Origin of the sequence: Limnohabitans sp. JirII-29, from assembly GCF_003063395.1 — a bacterium.
In the GTDB taxonomy this organism is placed as follows: Bacteria; Pseudomonadota; Gammaproteobacteria; order Burkholderiales; family Burkholderiaceae_C; genus Limnohabitans.
The window spans coordinates 1-15,277 of record NZ_NESB01000014.1 but is presented as its reverse complement, the minus strand read 5'-3'; the positions used below and the strand labels follow the sequence as shown (position 1 = coordinate 15,277).

General features: G+C 55.2%; 21 protein-coding genes, 1 tRNA gene and 2 pseudogenes. 4 read left to right on the top strand and 20 right to left on the bottom strand.

Translation table 11 applies throughout. The features are described 5' to 3' along the window. The first annotated feature begins 83 nt into the window (after positions 1-83). Positions 84-470 carry a DciA family protein gene (locus B9Z39_RS16315; RefSeq protein ID WP_158236146.1) on the top strand — a complete coding sequence of 129 codons (387 nt, stop codon included), beginning with the start codon at positions 84-86 and terminating at the stop codon, positions 468-470. 42 nt (positions 471-512) lie between these two features. On the opposite strand, the gene B9Z39_RS16310 is transcribed toward B9Z39_RS16315, so the two are convergent. From B9Z39_RS16310 to petA, 6 genes are all read right to left on the bottom strand, one after another. After that, a tRNA-Thr gene (locus tag B9Z39_RS16310) sits at positions 513-588 on the bottom strand. A gap of 35 nt (positions 589-623) precedes the next feature. Further along, the gene (locus B9Z39_RS16305; protein ID WP_108302632.1) at positions 624-1,109 is read right to left on the bottom strand and encodes a ClpXP protease specificity-enhancing factor; all 486 of its coding nucleotides are present in this window, start codon (positions 1,107-1,109) and stop codon (positions 624-626) included. A gap of 5 nt (positions 1,110-1,114) precedes the next feature. Beyond that, positions 1,115-1,726, bottom strand: coding sequence for a glutathione S-transferase N-terminal domain-containing protein (locus B9Z39_RS16300; protein WP_100146270.1), 612 nt, complete (start codon positions 1,724-1,726; stop codon positions 1,115-1,117). A 94-nt stretch (positions 1,727-1,820) separates the two neighbouring features. Continuing rightward, positions 1,821-2,579, bottom strand: coding sequence for a cytochrome c1 (locus tag B9Z39_RS16295; protein WP_108302630.1), 759 nt, complete (start codon positions 2,577-2,579; stop codon positions 1,821-1,823). 21 nt (positions 2,580-2,600) lie between these two features. Then, complete coding sequence (locus B9Z39_RS16290) at positions 2,601-4,010, bottom strand: cytochrome bc complex cytochrome b subunit (RefSeq protein ID WP_100146268.1); 1,410 nt, start codon at positions 4,008-4,010, stop codon at positions 2,601-2,603. A 14-nt stretch (positions 4,011-4,024) separates the two neighbouring features. Further along, a complete protein-coding gene (gene petA / locus B9Z39_RS16285) occupies positions 4,025-4,624 on the bottom strand; it encodes a ubiquinol-cytochrome c reductase iron-sulfur subunit (RefSeq protein WP_100146267.1) in 600 nt (199 codons plus the stop codon). Positions 4,625-4,777: 153 nt separating this feature from the next. Between petA and mscL the strand changes: the two genes are divergently transcribed. Next, entirely contained in the window at positions 4,778-5,197 is a 420-nt protein-coding gene (gene mscL, locus B9Z39_RS16280; protein WP_100146266.1) for a large conductance mechanosensitive channel protein MscL, read from the top strand. A gap of 3 nt (positions 5,198-5,200) precedes the next feature. On the opposite strand, the gene pdxA is transcribed toward mscL, so the two are convergent. The 13 genes from pdxA to B9Z39_RS16215 form a co-directional block, all read right to left on the bottom strand. Further along, positions 5,201-6,274: a 4-hydroxythreonine-4-phosphate dehydrogenase PdxA gene (pdxA, locus tag B9Z39_RS16275; RefSeq protein WP_108302628.1), complete on the bottom strand. Its 1,074-nt coding sequence runs from the start codon at positions 6,272-6,274 to the stop codon at positions 5,201-5,203. A 2-nt stretch (positions 6,275-6,276) separates the two neighbouring features. Further along, positions 6,277-7,050 (bottom strand): Nif3-like dinuclear metal center hexameric protein, encoded by a 774-nt coding sequence (locus tag B9Z39_RS16270; RefSeq protein ID WP_108302626.1) that lies wholly within the window; start codon positions 7,048-7,050, stop codon positions 6,277-6,279. After that, complete coding sequence (locus B9Z39_RS16265; protein ID WP_100146263.1) at positions 7,047-8,189, bottom strand: Do family serine endopeptidase; 1,143 nt, start codon at positions 8,187-8,189, stop codon at positions 7,047-7,049. Before B9Z39_RS16265 ends, B9Z39_RS16270 begins: the two co-directional genes overlap by 4 nt. 18 nt (positions 8,190-8,207) lie before the next feature. Continuing rightward, on the bottom strand, positions 8,208-8,984 hold the full coding sequence (tatC, locus tag B9Z39_RS16260) for a twin-arginine translocase subunit TatC (RefSeq protein WP_108302624.1): 777 nt from the start codon (positions 8,982-8,984) through the stop codon (positions 8,208-8,210). Continuing rightward, a complete protein-coding gene (gene tatB / locus B9Z39_RS16255; protein WP_100146261.1) occupies positions 8,977-9,447 on the bottom strand; it encodes a Sec-independent protein translocase protein TatB in 471 nt (156 codons plus the stop codon). Before tatB ends, tatC begins: the two co-directional genes overlap by 8 nt. 19 nt (positions 9,448-9,466) lie before the next feature. Further along, positions 9,467-9,697, bottom strand: coding sequence for a Sec-independent protein translocase subunit TatA (tatA, locus tag B9Z39_RS16250; RefSeq protein WP_100146260.1), 231 nt, complete (start codon positions 9,695-9,697; stop codon positions 9,467-9,469). A gap of 30 nt (positions 9,698-9,727) precedes the next feature. Next, positions 9,728-10,084, bottom strand: a complete 357-nt coding sequence (locus B9Z39_RS16245) for a histidine triad nucleotide-binding protein (protein ID WP_100146481.1) — start codon at positions 10,082-10,084, stop codon at positions 9,728-9,730. A 10-nt stretch (positions 10,085-10,094) separates the two neighbouring features. Then, positions 10,095-10,481, bottom strand: coding sequence for a hypothetical protein (locus B9Z39_RS16240; RefSeq protein ID WP_100146480.1), 387 nt, complete (start codon positions 10,479-10,481; stop codon positions 10,095-10,097). Between the two features lie 8 nt (positions 10,482-10,489). Continuing rightward, positions 10,490-10,882: a phosphoribosyl-ATP diphosphatase gene (locus B9Z39_RS16235; protein ID WP_369908149.1), complete on the bottom strand. Its 393-nt coding sequence runs from the start codon at positions 10,880-10,882 to the stop codon at positions 10,490-10,492. Further along, positions 10,879-11,268, bottom strand: coding sequence for a phosphoribosyl-AMP cyclohydrolase (hisI, locus tag B9Z39_RS16230; protein WP_100146259.1), 390 nt, complete (start codon positions 11,266-11,268; stop codon positions 10,879-10,881). Before hisI ends, B9Z39_RS16235 begins: the two co-directional genes overlap by 4 nt. A 76-nt stretch (positions 11,269-11,344) precedes the next feature. Then, a complete protein-coding gene (locus tag B9Z39_RS16225) occupies positions 11,345-11,713 on the bottom strand; it encodes a VOC family protein (protein ID WP_108302622.1) in 369 nt (122 codons plus the stop codon). A 97-nt stretch (positions 11,714-11,810) separates the two neighbouring features. Beyond that, positions 11,811-12,425 carry a LysE family translocator gene (locus B9Z39_RS16220; protein WP_108302620.1) on the bottom strand — a complete coding sequence of 205 codons (615 nt, stop codon included), beginning with the start codon at positions 12,423-12,425 and terminating at the stop codon, positions 11,811-11,813. Positions 12,426-12,701: 276 nt separating this feature from the next. Then, on the bottom strand, positions 12,702-13,109 hold the full coding sequence (locus B9Z39_RS16215; RefSeq protein ID WP_108302618.1) for a hypothetical protein: 408 nt from the start codon (positions 13,107-13,109) through the stop codon (positions 12,702-12,704). 164 nt (positions 13,110-13,273) lie between these two features. Between B9Z39_RS16215 and B9Z39_RS16210 the strand changes: the two are divergent. Further along, positions 13,274-13,642, top strand: a pseudogene (locus tag B9Z39_RS16210) (transposase); the annotation flags it as partial. A gap of 62 nt (positions 13,643-13,704) precedes the next feature. On the opposite strand, the gene B9Z39_RS16205 reads toward B9Z39_RS16210, so the two are convergent. Continuing rightward, positions 13,705-14,834, bottom strand: a protein-coding gene (locus B9Z39_RS16205; protein ID WP_369908148.1) for an IS3 family transposase whose coding sequence is annotated in 2 segments (ribosomal slippage) — positions 13,705-14,585 and positions 14,585-14,834 — 1,131 coding nt in all. Because the reading frame shifts where the segments join, the coding sequence is not laid out codon by codon here. A 69-nt stretch (positions 14,835-14,903) separates the two neighbouring features. Here B9Z39_RS16205 and B9Z39_RS17305 point away from each other — a divergent pair. Continuing rightward, positions 14,904-15,053, top strand: a pseudogene (locus tag B9Z39_RS17305) (IS110 family transposase); the annotation flags it as partial. Positions 15,054-15,277: the final 224 nt, after the last annotated feature.

Genomic DNA, 15,277 nt, shown 5'->3' with positions numbered 1-15,277 from the left:
CAAGACAGAGAGCCGCTTGATCCTTTGTGAAAGGCTGGATAGAAGCGGCGAATTTTAACCGTGCGCAGCCCCATAATTGGTCCATGGCCACCCGAGAACCACCTCATCCTGACACCCTTGCAGCTTACCGAGCCCTGGGATACAGCACAGCGCCAAAAACACGCACCATCTTGCGTGGCAGAGCCCAAACGCTGGAACAAGTTGTGGACTCGGCGCCCGGCTTGGCTCAACTCTCCGCCATCGCTCGCGATAACCAAAACAGATTGCGCGCTATCGCACCTTTGCTGCCCGTGTCCTTGCGCAGTTTGGTGCAATCGGGCTCAGTGGAAGGCGACACGTGGTGCCTGTTGGTACCCAACAGCGCAGTTGCAGCCAAACTGCGCCAAACCTTGCCCGCCTTGTGTGCACACCTGCGCACCAAAGGCTGGAATGTCACCACGATTCGTGTGAAAGTGAAATCACCCACTTGAATGGAAAAAGCCCACTGGGCTTGCGCACAGCGGACTTTTGTATGGTGCCGATTGTCGGATTCGAACTGACGACCTACCGCTTACAAGGCGGGTGCTCTACCAACTGAGCTAAATCGGCATGATCATTATTTTAGCCTCGAAGAAGGCTGTTTTTTATTTCACACGCGTGAGAGTTGGACGTCCGCTGGGAGATGTGGGATGTGGTGGCTCGTCACCATCGGCAGAAGACGCCTCTGCATGACTTGCATCGACAGCACTCAGTCCAGTACGGACAGGAGAAGTGGCTGTCTGCACAGGCGCGTCATCTGACTTCGCCACCGGCATCGGAAACGCCATACCCTGCCCGTTTTCTCGGGCGTAGATAGCCAGCACGCGACTCACAGGCACGATGATTTCACGGGCAGTACCCGCAAAGCGGGCCTTGAATTCAATGAACTCATTGCCCAAGGTCATGCTGCTGGTGGCGTCATAACTGACGTTCAACACAATCTCACCGTTCTTCACATACTCCATAGGAACTTGCACCGTCTCGTCCACCAACACCGCCACATAAGGCGTGAAGCCGTTGTCGGTGCACCACTCGTGCAAAGCACGCAGCAGATATGGACGGGTCGATGAAGCGTCGGGCGTATTCAGCATGCCAATTATTTGCGCATCACTTTTTCAGACGGCGTCAATGCTTCGATGTAGGCAGGGCGCGAGAAGATACGTTCCGCATATTTCAGCAACGGCGCAGCGTTCTTTGACAGCTCAATGCCATAGTGATCCAAGCGCCACAGCAAGGGGGCAATGGCCACATCCAGCATCGAGAAGTTATCGCCCAACATGTACTTGTTCTTCAAGAAGACTGGCGCCAATTGGGTCAAGCGGTCGCGAATGTGCGCGCGCGCCTTTTCCAAAGCCTTGTCATTGGCCTTGGCCACACGCGACTCCAGCGTCGACACGTGCGTGAACAGCTCTTTTTCAAAGTTCAGCAAAAACAAACGCACGCGTGCGCGGTCCACGGGGTCACCGGGCATCAGCTGAGGATGCGGGAAGCGCTCATCAATGTATTCATTGATGATGTTTGACTCGTACAAGATGAGATCACGCTCAACCAGGATAGGCACCTGGCCGTAGGGATTCATCACGTTGATGTCTTCGGGTTTGTTGTAGAGATCCACGTCACGAATCTCAAAGTCCATGCCTTTTTCAAACAGGACAAAACGGCAGCGATGAGAAAAGGGACACGTGGTTCCCGAGTAAAGCACCATCATGATGGGCAGCTCCTAAAAATCAAAAAGAGTGACAGGCTGACCTGTCACTCCGCGGGGTGATGACAGGTGCAAACCCATCACCGAAGTTATGTGATTACTTGATGTCTTTCCAGAACGAAGCGTTCAGGCGCCAAGCAATGAACATGAATCCAACCAAGAACAGCAGAACCCACACACCAATGCGAACACGGGTATTTTGAGCGGGCTCAGCCATCCATTGCAAGTAACCCACCAAGTCACCCATGGCCTGGTCGTACTGCAACGGCGTCATGGTGCCGGGCGTGACTTGTTCCCAACCTTTGAACACATGGACGGTGTGACCGTGTTCTTCATGCTCTTCATAGATAGGACGACGTACGCCTTGCATCTCCCACAGAACGTGGGGCATGCCCACGTTGGGGAACACCAAGTTGTTCCAACCCGTGGCTTTGGTTTCGTCACGGTAGAAAGTGCGCATGTAGGTGTAGAGGTAATCTGCACCCGTTCCGCCATGACCTGCACGTGAACGTGCAATCACGGTCAAGTCAGGAGGGTTGGCACCAAACCACTCTTTGGCCTGCTTGGGATCAATGTTGGACTTCATGGTTTCACCCACTTTGTCAGTGGTGAACAACAGGTTGTCTTTGATCTGCTGCTGGGTCAAACCGATGTCGGTCAGACGGTTGTAGCGCATGAACGCTGCCGAGTGGCAGTTCAAGCAATGGTTCACAAACAACTTGGCGCCGTTTTGCAAGGCCGCCAAATCATTGGTTTTATTGGGCGCTTTGTCCCACGCAATGGTGTCGCCACCTGAAGCCTGGGCACCGGTGACCACACCGAGAACCAGAGCCAAGCTGAGAATAATTTTTTTCATGGTGAATGTGCTCCGTGAATCTCAGTGAGGGGCAAACGTCACACGGTCAGGGACCGGCTTGGTCTGGCCCAGGCGACTCCACCAAGGCATCAAGAAGAAGAAACCGAAGTAGAACAGGGTGCCCACTTGGGACACGCGCTCGCCAATGGCTGACGGAGGTTGCACACCCAAGTAAGCCAGCACCACAAAGTTGATCACAAAGATGCCGTAGAGGTACTTGTGCCAATCAGGACGGTAACGGATCGACTTGACGCCGCAGTTGTCTAACCAAGGCAGGAAGAACAAGATGACCACAGCACCACCCATCACGACCACACCCCAGAACTTGGCGTCGATCGACAGCATCATCAACACCAAGGCCACCGCACCACCAACGACCACACCTTTGAACAAGACAGACAGCTTGGTACGAGTCACGCCCAGTACGGCTCCTGCCAATACGCAAGCGATCAAGGCATACATCATCTCGCTGGTGATGGCACGCAGCATTGAATAGAAAGGCGTGAAATACCAAACGGGGGCAATGTGCAACGGGGTCTTGAGCGGGTCTGCTGGAATGAAGTTGTTGTATTCGAGGAAGTAGCCACCGAATTCAGGTGCAAAGAAGATGATCGCAGTGAACACCAACAAGAAACCGCTCACGCCCAAGATGTCGTGCACCGTGTAGTAAGGGTGGAATGGAATGCCGTCGAGTGGGTGACCCTGCGCATCTTTCGGTGCATTCGGACCCTTGATTTCTACGCCATCTGGGTTGTTCGACCCCACTTCGTGCAGAGCGATGATGTGTGCCACCACCAAACCCAACAGCACCAAAGGCACTGCAATCACGTGGAAGCTGAAGAAGCGGTTCAGGGTGGCATCACCCACCACATAGTCACCACGAATCAGCAAGGCCAGATCTGGACCGACGAAGGGCACAGCAGCAAACAAGTTCACGATCACCTGTGCGCCCCAGTAGGACATTTGGCCCCAAGGCAACAAGTAGCCCATGAAGGCTTCTGCCATCAGGCACAAGAAAATGGCACAACCAAACACCCACACCAGTTCGCGGGGTTTGCGGTACGAACCGTAAATCAGGCCACGGTACATGTGCATGTAGACCACGATGAAGAACGCCGAAGCGCCTGTGGAGTGCATGTAGCGAATCAGCCAGCCCCAGGGTACATCACGCATGATGTACTCAACCGAGCCAAAGGCCAGTGCTGCATCAGGTTTGTAGTGCATGACCAAGAAAATACCGGTCACGATTTGGATCACCAGCACCAACAGTGCGAGCGAGCCAAAGAAATAAAAGAAGTTGAAGTTCTTCGGCGCGTAGTACTCAGACAGGTGCTCTTTGTACATCTTGGACGCCGGAAAACGGTTGTCCACCCAGTTGAGCAGTTTTGCGCCAGCACTGGCGTTGGGAGAGATTTCTTTGAATTCAGCCATGGTGTGTTGTCCTATCAGGCTTTCTTGTCTTCACCGATCAACAACTTGGTGTCGGACAGGTACATGTGTGGCGGGACTTCGAGGTTGTCAGGTGCAGGTTTGTTCTTGAACACGCGACCGGCCATGTCAAAAGTCGATCCATGGCAAGGGCACAAGAAACCACCTTGCCAGTCGTCTGGCAATGAGGGCTGTGCCCCCAACGTGAACTTGTCCGAGGGCGAGCAGCCCAGGTGTGTACAAATGCCCACACCGACAAAAATTTCTGGCTTGATCGAGCGTGCTTGATTACGTGCGTATTCAGGTGTGAATTCCGCAGGCTTGCGCTCTGACTTGGGATCTGCCAGCTGTGATTCGGTCTTGTTCAGACTCTCCAGCTGTTCAGGCGTGCGTTTGACAATCCAAACGGGTTTGCCGCGCCATTCCACGGTCATTTTTTCACCGGGCTTGAGGGCTGAAATATCAACTTCCACAGCCGCGCCGGCGGCCTTGGCCTTCTCGGAGGGTTGGAAGGTACTCACAAAGGGGACGGCAACTGCTACGCCGCCCACTGCACCCGCGCAGGTGGATGCAATCAGCCACGTGCGTTTACTGGTGTCTACTGGGGTGTCACTCATGGAATTCCTCAAACAATTGTCACTGGTTGGGTTAACAGCGAATTGTAGCTGACCAGTTTGCGGTCACTTCTCGCGCGCGAGCATCATTTGCCAGATGCAAGCTTTGCGCTATGCTGGAATTTGACAACCCTTCACCCTCATTAAGGATTCGATATGCTGAAAGAGTTCAAAGCCTTCGCCATCAAGGGCAATGTGATGGATTTGGCCGTTGGCGTCATCATCGGCGCGGCCTTCGGAAAAATTGTGGACTCCGCAGTGAATGACTTGATCATGCCGATCATCTCGGCCTTGATTGGCCGGCTTGATTTTTCCAACTTTTTCTTAGCCCTCGGCACGCCACCCGCTGGCACCCCCATGACGCTTGAGGCCCTCAAAAAAGCAGGCGTTCCGGTATTTGCTTACGGCAACTTCATCACGGTTGCCGTCAACTTTGTTTTGTTGGCCTTCATCATTTTTGTGATGATCAAGCAAATCAACCGCCTCAAAAACGCCGAAGCCCCTGCCGCACCACCCGCCACCCCAGAAGATGTGTTGCTGCTGCGTGAAATCCGCGACAACCTGCGCGAACGTTGAAACTTACGCCTGAGCGCCGCCTCCAGCCAAGCGGCGCGCCATGGCCAAAGCCTCCAACAAACTGGCCGGGTCTGCCCGCCCTGTCCCAGCCAAGTCAAACGCCGTACCGTGATCAGGGCTGGTGCGCACCAGCGGCAAACCCAACGTCACGTTGACCCCCTGCTCAACCCCGAGATACTTGACGGGAATCAAACCCTGGTCGTGGTACATCGCAATCACCACATCAAACTCGCCAGGTTGACCGTCTTTGGCGCGAGCTCTCATAAAAATCGTATCCGGCGCAAACGGGCCACTGACGTGCAGGCCTTCGGCACGGGCTTGTTGCAGTGCGGGCACGATGATGTCAATTTCTTCGCGCCCCAACAACCCACCCTCTCCTGCATGTGGGTTCAAGCCTGCCACTCCCATGTGCGGCGCGCGCCCCGTCGACGCCAATTGCGCTGCATGCGTGATGCGCAAGGTTTGCGAAATATTCTCTACGGTCACCGCCTCAATGGCTTGACGCAAAGGCACATGGATGCTCACCAGCACCGTGCGCAACTCGCGGTTGGCCAGCATCATGCGCACAGGCATATCGTCCACCGACACACCGACATGCGCGGCTGCACAGGCTTGCAACATTTCGGTGTGTCCCGGAAACGGCACACCGGCCGCAGACAAAGCCTCTTTGTGCAAAGGAGCCGTCACCATTGCCGCCAACTCGCCTCGCAAAGCCGCTTGCGCGGCCCACACCACCGCATCAGCAGCCAGCGCGCCAGCGGCCGCACTGATGCGGCCCCAAGCGGGTAACTGGGCCGCGTCAAAGGCTTGACCCACCTGCAAGACCGGCAAAGTCAGGGCGGGCAAAGTTGAGGGCAAGTCAGACAAGCTCGACAGCGGCAGCAACGTGACGCGCATAGTGCCGGGGTTGGTTCGAGCCAACACCTCCACAGCACGCTGCATGACGGCCACATCGCCAACCACCACACACCCTTGCACTTGTTGCGGCGCATCACGGTAAGCCAGGGCAATGATCTCAGGGCCTATGCCCGCAGCATCCCCCACGGTGATGGCAATTGGCTTGAAAGCGGTGGCCATCGTCAAGCCGGGTTGTCGATGTCGATGAACTGGTGCGTCAGCCCCAATTGCGCCGCCACATGGGCTGCAACCGCAGGCGCACCATAACGCTCGGTGGCATGGTGACCACAAGCCAAAAAGGCCACGTCGGTCTCACGCGCCAAATGCGTTTGAGGTTCAGAAATTTCACCGGTGATGAAAGCATCCGCACCCGCCGCGATAGCCGCCTCAAAAAAACCTTGCGCACCACCCGTGCACCAAGCAATACGACGGATAGGACGATTGACACCCGACACCACCAACGGAGAGCGTTGCAGCACCTGCGTCAAGGTGTGGGTCAAACCGTCGACCGAAGCAAATGCTTGCCCATCCGCACGCTCACCCCACAAGCCAAGATCTTGGTCACCAAATGTGCCTTGCGCCACCAGCCCCAGACGTTGCCCCAATTGCGCGTTGTTACCCAATTCAGGATGCGCGTCCAGCGGCAAGTGATAGGCCAACAAGTTGATGTCATGGGCCAGCAGCAGCGCCAAACGTTGCTTCATCCAGCCTGTCACAGAACCATCTTGACCACGCCAAAACAAGCCATGGTGCACAAAAATCGCGTCGGCTTTGACCTCAATCGCAGCCTCAATCAAGGCCCGACTGGCGGTGACGCCTGAGACGAGGTGCTTGACCTGGGCTTTGCCCTCAACCTGCAAGCCATTGGGGCCGTAGTCTTTGAACCGCGTAGGCTGCAACAAGGTGTTGCATGTATCAACCAGCAAGGTCCGCGTCACGCCATGCGAAGAACTCATCGCGGTGCTGCCTTGGTTTTGGGGCGTTGCGCTGGGGTCACATCCAAACTCAGGGCTTGGTTGCGACGCATCACGTCAAGCTTGGCCGACACTCCCGGCGTCAGCGCTGCAATGCGCGTCAACAACTCGCCCACATTGCGCACGGGCTCCCCTGCCACACGCACCAACACATCGCCAGGACGCAAACCAGCTTTCGCCGCTGGTCCGTTTTGCAACACCCCAGTGATGAGCACGCCGGTCGCATCTTTCAACCCAAAAGTCTCAGCCAACTCGGGCGTGAGTTCGTTGGGCTCAACGCCGATCCAGCCACGCATCACCTGACCATCGCGCACGATGCCCTCCAACACTTGACGCGCAGTCGACACGGGAATGGCAAAGCCAATGCCCATGTTGCCGCCAGAGCGCGAATAGATGGCAGTGTTGATGCCCAACAAACTGCCATTCACATCCACCAGCGCTCCACCCGAATTACCTGGGTTGATGGCGGCATCCGTCTGAATGAAGTTCTCGAATGTGTTGATGCCCAGTTGGTTGCGACCCAGCGCCGACACAATGCCACTGGTCACTGTTTGGCCCACGCCAAAAGGGTTCCCAATGGCCAGCACCTTGTCGCCAACCTGCAAGGTATCGGAATTGCCCAGCGTGATCACAGGCAAACGATCCAACTGGATACGCAAAATCGCCAGGTCGGTCTCGGGATCGGTACCAATCACTGTGGCACGGGCATGGCGGCTGTCGCTGAGGGTGACTTCAATTTCCTCCGCGCCCTCCACCACATGGTTGTTCGTCAGGATGTACCCCTCGGCGCTGACGATGACACCACTGCCCAAACCCGCTTGCGGCGTATCGTCTTCACGGTCACCGTAAAAGAACCGGAACCATGGGTCGTTTTGTTGCGGGTTTTTGGCGGCTGCCTGGGTGGTGGCAATGCTCACCACCGCGGGTGCTGCACGCTTGGCTGCCGGGCTCAGGCTGCCCGGCATCACTGCCCCAGCGGGCAATGGCGGTGCCTCTTGCAAAGTCACACCCACCATGCGTGGCACTCGACTGAGCCACTCAGGTTTGAGTGTGGCGACGACAAACCACAGCGCTAGCGCCACCGTGACCACTTGTGAAAAAAGCAACCAATGACGTTTCATGGAGCTCTCTGGGTACGCTCACTCAGCGTCTGGCGCTGGCGCTTGCGTGTGCTTGATAAAAATCTGTGCGGCCCAAATACCGATTTCGTAGAGCACGCACATCGGAATGGCCAAAGCCAGCTGCGACACCACATCAGGTGGGGTCACGATGGCCGCCACGATGAACGCCAACACCACAAAATAAGAACGAAAGCCTTTGAGCTTTTCAATGCTCACCACATTCATGCGTGCTAACACGATCACCACAATCGGCACCTCAAACGCCAAGCCAAACGCGATGAACATGGTCATCACAAAACTCAAGTAGGCCTCAATATCAGGTGCGGCCGTGATGCTTTTAGGCGCAAAGCTTTGGATGAACTTGAACACCTGGCCAAACACAAAAAAGTAACAAAAGGCCACGCCGATCATGAACAGCAAAGTGCTCGACACCACCAGCGGCAACACCAGTTTCTTTTCATGCGAATACAAGCCGGGCGCCACAAATGCCCACACTTGATACAACACCACAGGCAAAGCCAACAGAAATGCGGCCATCAGCAAAATTTTGAGCGGCACCAAAAATGGCGAAATTACCGATGTCGCAATCAAGGTGGCGCCAGCGGGTAACTGCGCCACCAACGGCGCGGCCAGCAGGTCATACAACTCGGCAGGCCCAGGGAAAATCGCCAGCACTGCGCCTGCAATCGCCACTGCAATGGTTGATTTGACCAACCTGTCACGCAGCTCAATCAGGTGTTGAACAAACGGCTGCTCGGTGCCAGCCAGTTCGTCAGGGGAAGGGGTATCAGACATCAGGCCTCACAGCGGGACGAAAGCGCGCCACACGGGCTGCGCTTGAAAGGGCCTTGGTGCGCACGCCTTGGCGGGCTTTGTACCACTGCGGCACGCTACCGCGTTTGAGACGCCACTTCTTACCGGGGTGCTGGTAGCTCAGGGGCGGTGTTTCCAGCGGGGTGTATTCATTGCCGGTCAAACCTGCGGTGGTGTCGGCCCAATCTTTTTCAAAATCGCTGGTCGCCGTTTGCACCGAATGCTCCACATCACGTGCCGCACTCTCCACCGTGTCTTTCATCTTTTTGAGCTCGTCGAGCTCCATCGACCGATTGACCTCGGCTTTGACATCGGCCACATAGCGTTGCGCCTTGCCGATCAACGCGCCCACCGTTCTTGCCACGCGTGGCAACTTCTCGGGGCCGATGACGATCAACGCCACGGCGCCGATCAGCGCAATTTTGGAAATACCAAGATCAATCACAGCAAACGATCAATGTGCATCAAGACTTTTGCTTGGCTTCAACGTCGATGGTGGTCTTGTCTGCCGCAGCCGCAGCGTTGACTTGCGCAGCAGGCTTGTCTTCAGGCGTCGAGCCTTCTTTCATGCCGTCTTTGAAGCCTTTCACAGCCCCGCCCAAATCACCGCCCAAATTTTTGAGCTTCTTGGTGCCAAACACCATGATGACGATCAACAACACGATCAGCCAGTGCCAAATTGAAAATGAACCCATGTCTTTCTCCTTGAATACGGGGAATTCTAATCAGCCACGCAACCACGGGCGCGGCCCACCCATGACATGCCAGTGCAAATGGTGGACTTCTTGCCCACCTTCAGCACCGGTGTTGGTCACAATTCGAAACCCACCCTCCGGGTAAGGGCGCGCGCCTTCTTGCAAAGCCAGCTTAGGGGCCAGCAACATCATGCGCCCCAATAAGCCCTCATGCTCAGGGCCTACGTGCGCCATGGAGGGGATATGCAGCTTGGGAATCATCAAAAAATGAATGGGTGCCCAAGGGTTGATGTCGTGAAAGGCGAACACCTCATCGTCTTCATACACTTTGCGCGAGGGAATTTGGCCCGCAATGATTTTGCAAAAAATACAGTTGTCACTCGTCATGCTGATCACTTTAAAGAACGAAATCATCCATCGGCTGCTGCTTGTTCATGCGAACCAAACCCCGCACGATGCGGTAGAGAAACCAAATTGAAATCAAGGCCCAGGCCATCCAGCCTGGAAAAAAGAACAAGAACCACAGCGGTGCCGTGACCACATACAAAGCCGCCACCCACAGCACTGTGCGAATGCGGTAGCTGAAGTGAGAAGCCTGCCACGTACCCTGGGCGTCTTCCTTCTTCACCATATCCAAAATCAAGGCCACCACCAGCAAAGCAGGCCCCACCTGAGCGCCCGGAACCACCGCACTCACCGCCACGATCAAGTGCAGCACGTAGCTCACCAGACTGATGGTCTGGACCGAGTCGTTCTGTGCGGAGGTATCAGGCGGCAGTGCCATGGCGTGCGTCATTCGCCCGTCTGTTCGCGTGCCTGGGCTTTGCGCAGGGCCTTCTCTTCCAGACCGCTCAGCCCTTCACGACGCGCCAATTCGTTCACCACATCGGCAGGCGTCAAGCCATAGTGGGCCAAGGCAATCATGCTGTGGAACCACAAATCAGCCACTTCGTACACCAGTTTGGCGGGGTCACCACCATGGTCCACATCTTTGGCGGCCATCACGGTTTCAGTGGCTTCTTCGCCAATCTTTTTCAAAAAAGCATCTGGCCCTTTGTGCAGCAAGCGTGAGACGTAGCTCTTCTCAGGGTCGCCGCCGTTGGCGGGTTTGCGGCTTTCAATCACTGTAGCGAGGCGTTGCAAAGTGTCTAAATTGTTGACGTCGGTCGAACTCATGGCGGTCATTTGTAAATCGATTCGGGGTCTTTGAGCACGGGCTCGCAGGCTTGCCAGTCGTTGCCTTCTAGGCGTTGAAAAAAGCAACTGTGTCGCCCAGTATGGCAGGCTATGCCGGGGGTATGGCCCAGCTGTGTCACACGCAGCAACACCACGTCGTTGTCACAGTCCAGGCGAATGTCATGCACGGTTTGCACGTGGCCTGACTCTTCGCCTTTGAACCACAACTTGTTGCGCGAGCGGCTGAAGTACACCGCACGTTTAAGCTCAGCTGTTTTTTGCAGAGCCTCACGGTTCATCCAGGCAAACATCAGCACATCGCCGCTGTCGTTTTCTTGCGCGATGACGGGGACCAGGCCCTTGTCGTCCCATTTGATTTTTTCTAGCCAATTCATAAGGGGTGATCTTAGGACATTGGCCGGCATTGCCTTTGCGGTGGCAATGGATTGACGCCATGCCCACCACAAAAAATCACTGCATGGAGTGAAGACCAATCATGTTGCCTTCTGTATCCACGACAAGCGCAATATGGCCATACGGCCCAATGGACATCTTGGGCTTTTGGACTGTGCCGCCCGCTTTGATGGCTTTGTCAGCCTCTACAGCACAGTCAGCGCACTTGAAGTACACCAGCACACTGTTGGCACCCGAGGGGAAACCAGGCATGCGAACCAGCGCCCCAGAAGCACCGGAAGTGGCCATGTCCATGGGGAAAGCCCACATCTCAAGCTCTGGGTTGTCGAGCTGAGACAGCGTGGTGTCAAACACCGCCTCGTAAAACGCTTTGGCGCGCGCCATGTCTTGCACATAAATTTCAAACCAGCCGACGGGGTTGTTCATACGTTTTCCTTTCGAGGTTTAGGTTGACTTACGGCGACGCTGTTGAGTAGCAACAACAATGATTCTCTATTTTTTGAAGGTTACGGGTGAGATGAATTCAACGTTCAGAAAACGCCAGTTGCGTGCCAAGACCGGCAAATGCCGCCGCAAAACTACGGCGCAAATAAGCTTGGACGCGCGCAGACTCAATGACCGACTTGCGAAACGCATGCGCTAACAAGCCATAGACGACGAATACGCCAAAAGTCATGACCATGAAAACGCCACTTAGCCCCATGAGTTGCAGCAGCGGTGCTCCGCCATCTGGCTGTATGAACTGTGGCAGAAAAGCCAGAAAAAAGATGGTCAGCTTGGGATTGAGAATATTGAGCAAGAACGCTTTGGTGACTAAGCCCAACGCACCACCATCGGCCCGAATGGGCTGTACGGTAAACGCAGATTGGTCACGCCACGTGACCACCGCCAGATAAAAAAGATACGCGACACCTGCGTACTTAAGAAGCTGAAAGGCAAGCGCACTTGTGTGCATGACAGCGGCCAAGCCCAACACGGTGGCCAACAAATGCGGAACGATGCCCAAAGTGCACCCCAAAGAAGCAAGGACGCTCGCACGACGCCCTTGCGACAAGCCTGTAGAGACGGTGAACACAACCCCGGTGCCGGGTATGAGAACAACGATGAGCGATGTGATCAAAAACTCGGTGGTGAACATGTGAAGCGCCTTTCTTTCAGCAAATGATTGAGCCTTAAATTCTTCATCTGAAAGCGTTGAAAATGCAAGCCCATCGCTGGTTTGGAGTTCTGTCGCAGTCTAATCTCCTGCTAGCAAGCCGCACCCCAGCTAAGCCACCAGAGCGAAGGAGCAACTGACACCCAACTTCCGTTCCCGTTGTATCGCACCATCCCCGTCATGCCTGTGCAAGAAAGACGTCAACAGTGAATAACTCGCGCCTGCGGTGCTTGGCTACGTGGGATGTCCCTGTAGGGGTTAGGCAGCGCTTTGCTCGCCTGTTGCCTTGGTTTGCTTCGCCAACTTGAAGAGCGGACCGTAGCCCCTCTGTTTGTTTAGTTGGTTCGCCATGGAATCACGGCGATAGATGTGCCGGAAAAGGCCTTCAAGCTCTTCAACTTGTTCCTTGGTGATGTTGTCCCAGACCTCGAACACCGAACAGTGTGTCCACAAATCCTTCTTGGTTCTCCGATGGGTTTCTAGTCGTCCCTTCGTTCCAGCTTTGTCTCCGCGCACCATTCCGACATAAACAACCTCCATCTTTTTCTCTGCTTCCGCTCTGTACAGAACGTACAAGCCACGGACCTGCTTTGGCAGTGTGTTGAGTTTTTCAATCGGTACGAACTCGAACGACCGCTTGAAAAGGTAGGTGAAGCATTGAGTCATGCTGGAGTTTCCGGAGTTGCGAATGGCGCTGCCTAACGAATGAAAGGGACTTCCCTGTTCCAAGTGATCCGCGCCGCGTCAGGGTTGCGGTCAACGGCAACTGAGTGCCACGATGGAGAGGTCGTACTTTTCATCTGCTCACTTGTATTCGGAAAGGGAATCTTATAAATATCGTAACCGTTGGCATTGATCTGGCAAAGAACGTTTTTGCCGTGCATGGTGTGGATGAAGCTGGCAAACCTGCCCTGATACGCCCAGAAGTACCACGCGGCAAACTGATAGAGCTTATGGCACAGTTGCCGCCCTCCACGACCGGTATGGAAGCCTGCTCCGGTGCCCACTACTGGGCAATGGAGTTTGCCAAGTTTGGCCACACCGTGCGGCTTATGGCACTCAAGTTCGTCGTGCCTTACCGCATGAGCGGCAAACGCGGCAAGAACGACGCCGCAGACGCGACAGCCATCTGTGAGGCGGTGACCCGCCCCAACATGCGGTTTGTGCCAGTCAAGAGCATCGAGCAGCAGTCGCGCCTGTTTGTGTGACCTGCCCCCACTAGCCGTACCACTGATTTAGAAGTTAGTCCGAGGGGCCAAGGTTATTCCAAAACTTGATGGTTTGTATTTGCAGCAGCATTTGAATTAATCCGATGCCGCTGCGCGAATTGAGCCGGTGGTATTCGACCCAAGCTGCTGTGTGGCCTGACTTCGTTGTAGTCCCTGCGCCATTCAGCAACGCACGTTCTGGCTTGAGACAAGGTCTGAAACCATTGCTCGTTCAAGCACTCGTCACGAAACTTCCCATTGAAGCTCTCGATGTAGCCGTTTTGCATGGGGCGTCCTGGTTGAATCAAGATATGCCTCACACCATGCGCCGTTGCCCAAGCCATGAAGGCTCGGCTCGTGAACTCAGGGCCGTTGTCTGTTCGTACTGCTAGCGGGTAGCCTCTGAAGATTGCCGCTTGGTCCAGCAAACGAGTCACGTATTGGCCTGAAATGCCATAGTCCACCGCAATGTCTACGCACTCATGACTGAAGTCATCGGCCACTGTGAGGCATTTGATCCTGCGACCGTTGGACAAGCTATCTGAGACAAAGTCCATGCTCCACACCTCATTCACGGTTTGCGCCAATTGCAGTGGCACGCGTTCATTTAATGGTCGTTTCGCCTTCTTGCGACAGCGGACGGCCAAGTTGGCATCTCTGTAAAGCCGATACACCCGCTTGTGGTTCACATGTGGGAATTCTGGGCGCAGCAAGTCATGGATGCGCCGATAACCAAACCTGCGCCTTACGTGAGCAATGTCCACGATGCGTTCGCACAGATCACGGGTGAGTTGATCTGGCTGAGGTGGGTTGCGATAGCTGTCTCGGCTTAGCCCCACAAGACGGCAGGCGTGGCGCTCGGACAGTTGATGGTCTTGGATCATCTTGCCAATCGCCTCGCGTTTGACCTGTGGGGCTAGCGCTTTACGCCGAACACGCTCTTGAGGGCGTGAATATCCAGATGGGCCTCGGCCAATAGCTTTTTGAGTTTGGTGTTCTCGGACTCCAAGTCTCTCAGCCTAGAAGCATCTGAGGGCTCCATGCCACCGAACTTGGAGCGCCACTTGTAGAAGGTTGGCTGACTGAAGCCGCCGCTGCGGCATAGCTCCTTGATAGACATGCCGGCTTCGGCTTGCTTGAGGAAAGCGATGATTTGCTCATCTGTAAATCGTGTGGTCTTCATATCCGCAATTCTCCAAAATTTGCGGACTAACTGCCATTACCTTGGTACGGCTGGCTGGGGGCAGGTCATGTGCACCGTGCCAGCCAAGGTTATGTGGAGCAGCGCACCGCGTTGATCAATCGCATCCGGGGACTGTTGTCTGAATTGCGTATCGTGCTGCCACTCAAAGCCGCCACCGTGCGCCGCCAAGCGCACAAACACCTCGAAGACTTGCCCGGATCCGTTCATCAGGGTCCGCTGCAAGCAACGCAGCCTCGTATGACCGTTCGTAGTTTTGCCGTCCACATGCCTTGATCTCAATAGGCAACGATAAAAGGTGAGCGTCCAGTTATCCCATATTGAAGTTAAATCTATTTGGCCAGACGATGGTGTCCACTTAAATTTGGTGGACACCTATGCATCCCAAAACTCTCATTCGCCGCACTCACTCACTTGAATTCAAG

What these genes read in the sequence shown, in the direction of transcription:
- B9Z39_RS16295 (WP_108302630.1), bottom strand. Translation starts at nt 2,579, where the DNA reads ATGAAAAAAATTATTCTCAGCTTGGCTCTGGTTCTCGGTGTGGTCACC.
- tatC (WP_108302624.1), bottom strand. Translation starts at nt 8,984, where the DNA reads ATGTCTGATACCCCTTCCCCTGACGAACTGGCTGGCACCGAGCAGCCG.
- tatA (WP_100146260.1), bottom strand. Translation starts at nt 9,697, where the DNA reads ATGGGTTCATTTTCAATTTGGCACTGGCTGATCGTGTTGTTGATCGTC.
- B9Z39_RS16235 (WP_369908149.1), bottom strand. Translation starts at nt 10,882, where the DNA reads ATGACCGCCATGAGTTCGACCGACGTCAACAATTTAGACACTTTGCAA.
- petA (WP_100146267.1), bottom strand. Translation starts at nt 4,624, where the DNA reads ATGAGTGACACCCCAGTAGACACCAGTAAACGCACGTGGCTGATTGCA.
- B9Z39_RS16300 (WP_100146270.1), bottom strand. Translation starts at nt 1,726, where the DNA reads ATGATGGTGCTTTACTCGGGAACCACGTGTCCCTTTTCTCATCGCTGC.
- mscL (WP_100146266.1), top strand. Translation starts at nt 4,778, where the DNA reads ATGCTGAAAGAGTTCAAAGCCTTCGCCATCAAGGGCAATGTGATGGAT.
- B9Z39_RS16290 (WP_100146268.1), bottom strand. Translation starts at nt 4,010, where the DNA reads ATGGCTGAATTCAAAGAAATCTCTCCCAACGCCAGTGCTGGCGCAAAA.
- hisI (WP_100146259.1), bottom strand. Translation starts at nt 11,268, where the DNA reads ATGAATTGGCTAGAAAAAATCAAATGGGACGACAAGGGCCTGGTCCCC.
- B9Z39_RS16270 (WP_108302626.1), bottom strand. Translation starts at nt 7,050, where the DNA reads ATGAGTTCTTCGCATGGCGTGACGCGGACCTTGCTGGTTGATACATGC.
- B9Z39_RS16315 (WP_158236146.1), top strand. Translation starts at nt 84, where the DNA reads ATGGCCACCCGAGAACCACCTCATCCTGACACCCTTGCAGCTTACCGA.
- B9Z39_RS16265 (WP_100146263.1), bottom strand. Translation starts at nt 8,189, where the DNA reads ATGAAACGTCATTGGTTGCTTTTTTCACAAGTGGTCACGGTGGCGCTA.
- B9Z39_RS16240 (WP_100146480.1), bottom strand. Translation starts at nt 10,481, where the DNA reads ATGGCACTGCCGCCTGATACCTCCGCACAGAACGACTCGGTCCAGACC.
- B9Z39_RS16305 (WP_108302632.1), bottom strand. Translation starts at nt 1,109, where the DNA reads ATGCTGAATACGCCCGACGCTTCATCGACCCGTCCATATCTGCTGCGT.
- B9Z39_RS16220 (WP_108302620.1), bottom strand. Translation starts at nt 12,425, where the DNA reads ATGTTCACCACCGAGTTTTTGATCACATCGCTCATCGTTGTTCTCATA.
- B9Z39_RS16215 (WP_108302618.1), bottom strand. Translation starts at nt 13,109, where the DNA reads ATGACTCAATGCTTCACCTACCTTTTCAAGCGGTCGTTCGAGTTCGTA.
- B9Z39_RS16245 (WP_100146481.1), bottom strand. Translation starts at nt 10,084, where the DNA reads ATGACGAGTGACAACTGTATTTTTTGCAAAATCATTGCGGGCCAAATT.
- B9Z39_RS16225 (WP_108302622.1), bottom strand. Translation starts at nt 11,713, where the DNA reads ATGAACAACCCCGTCGGCTGGTTTGAAATTTATGTGCAAGACATGGCG.
- pdxA (WP_108302628.1), bottom strand. Translation starts at nt 6,274, where the DNA reads ATGGCCACCGCTTTCAAGCCAATTGCCATCACCGTGGGGGATGCTGCG.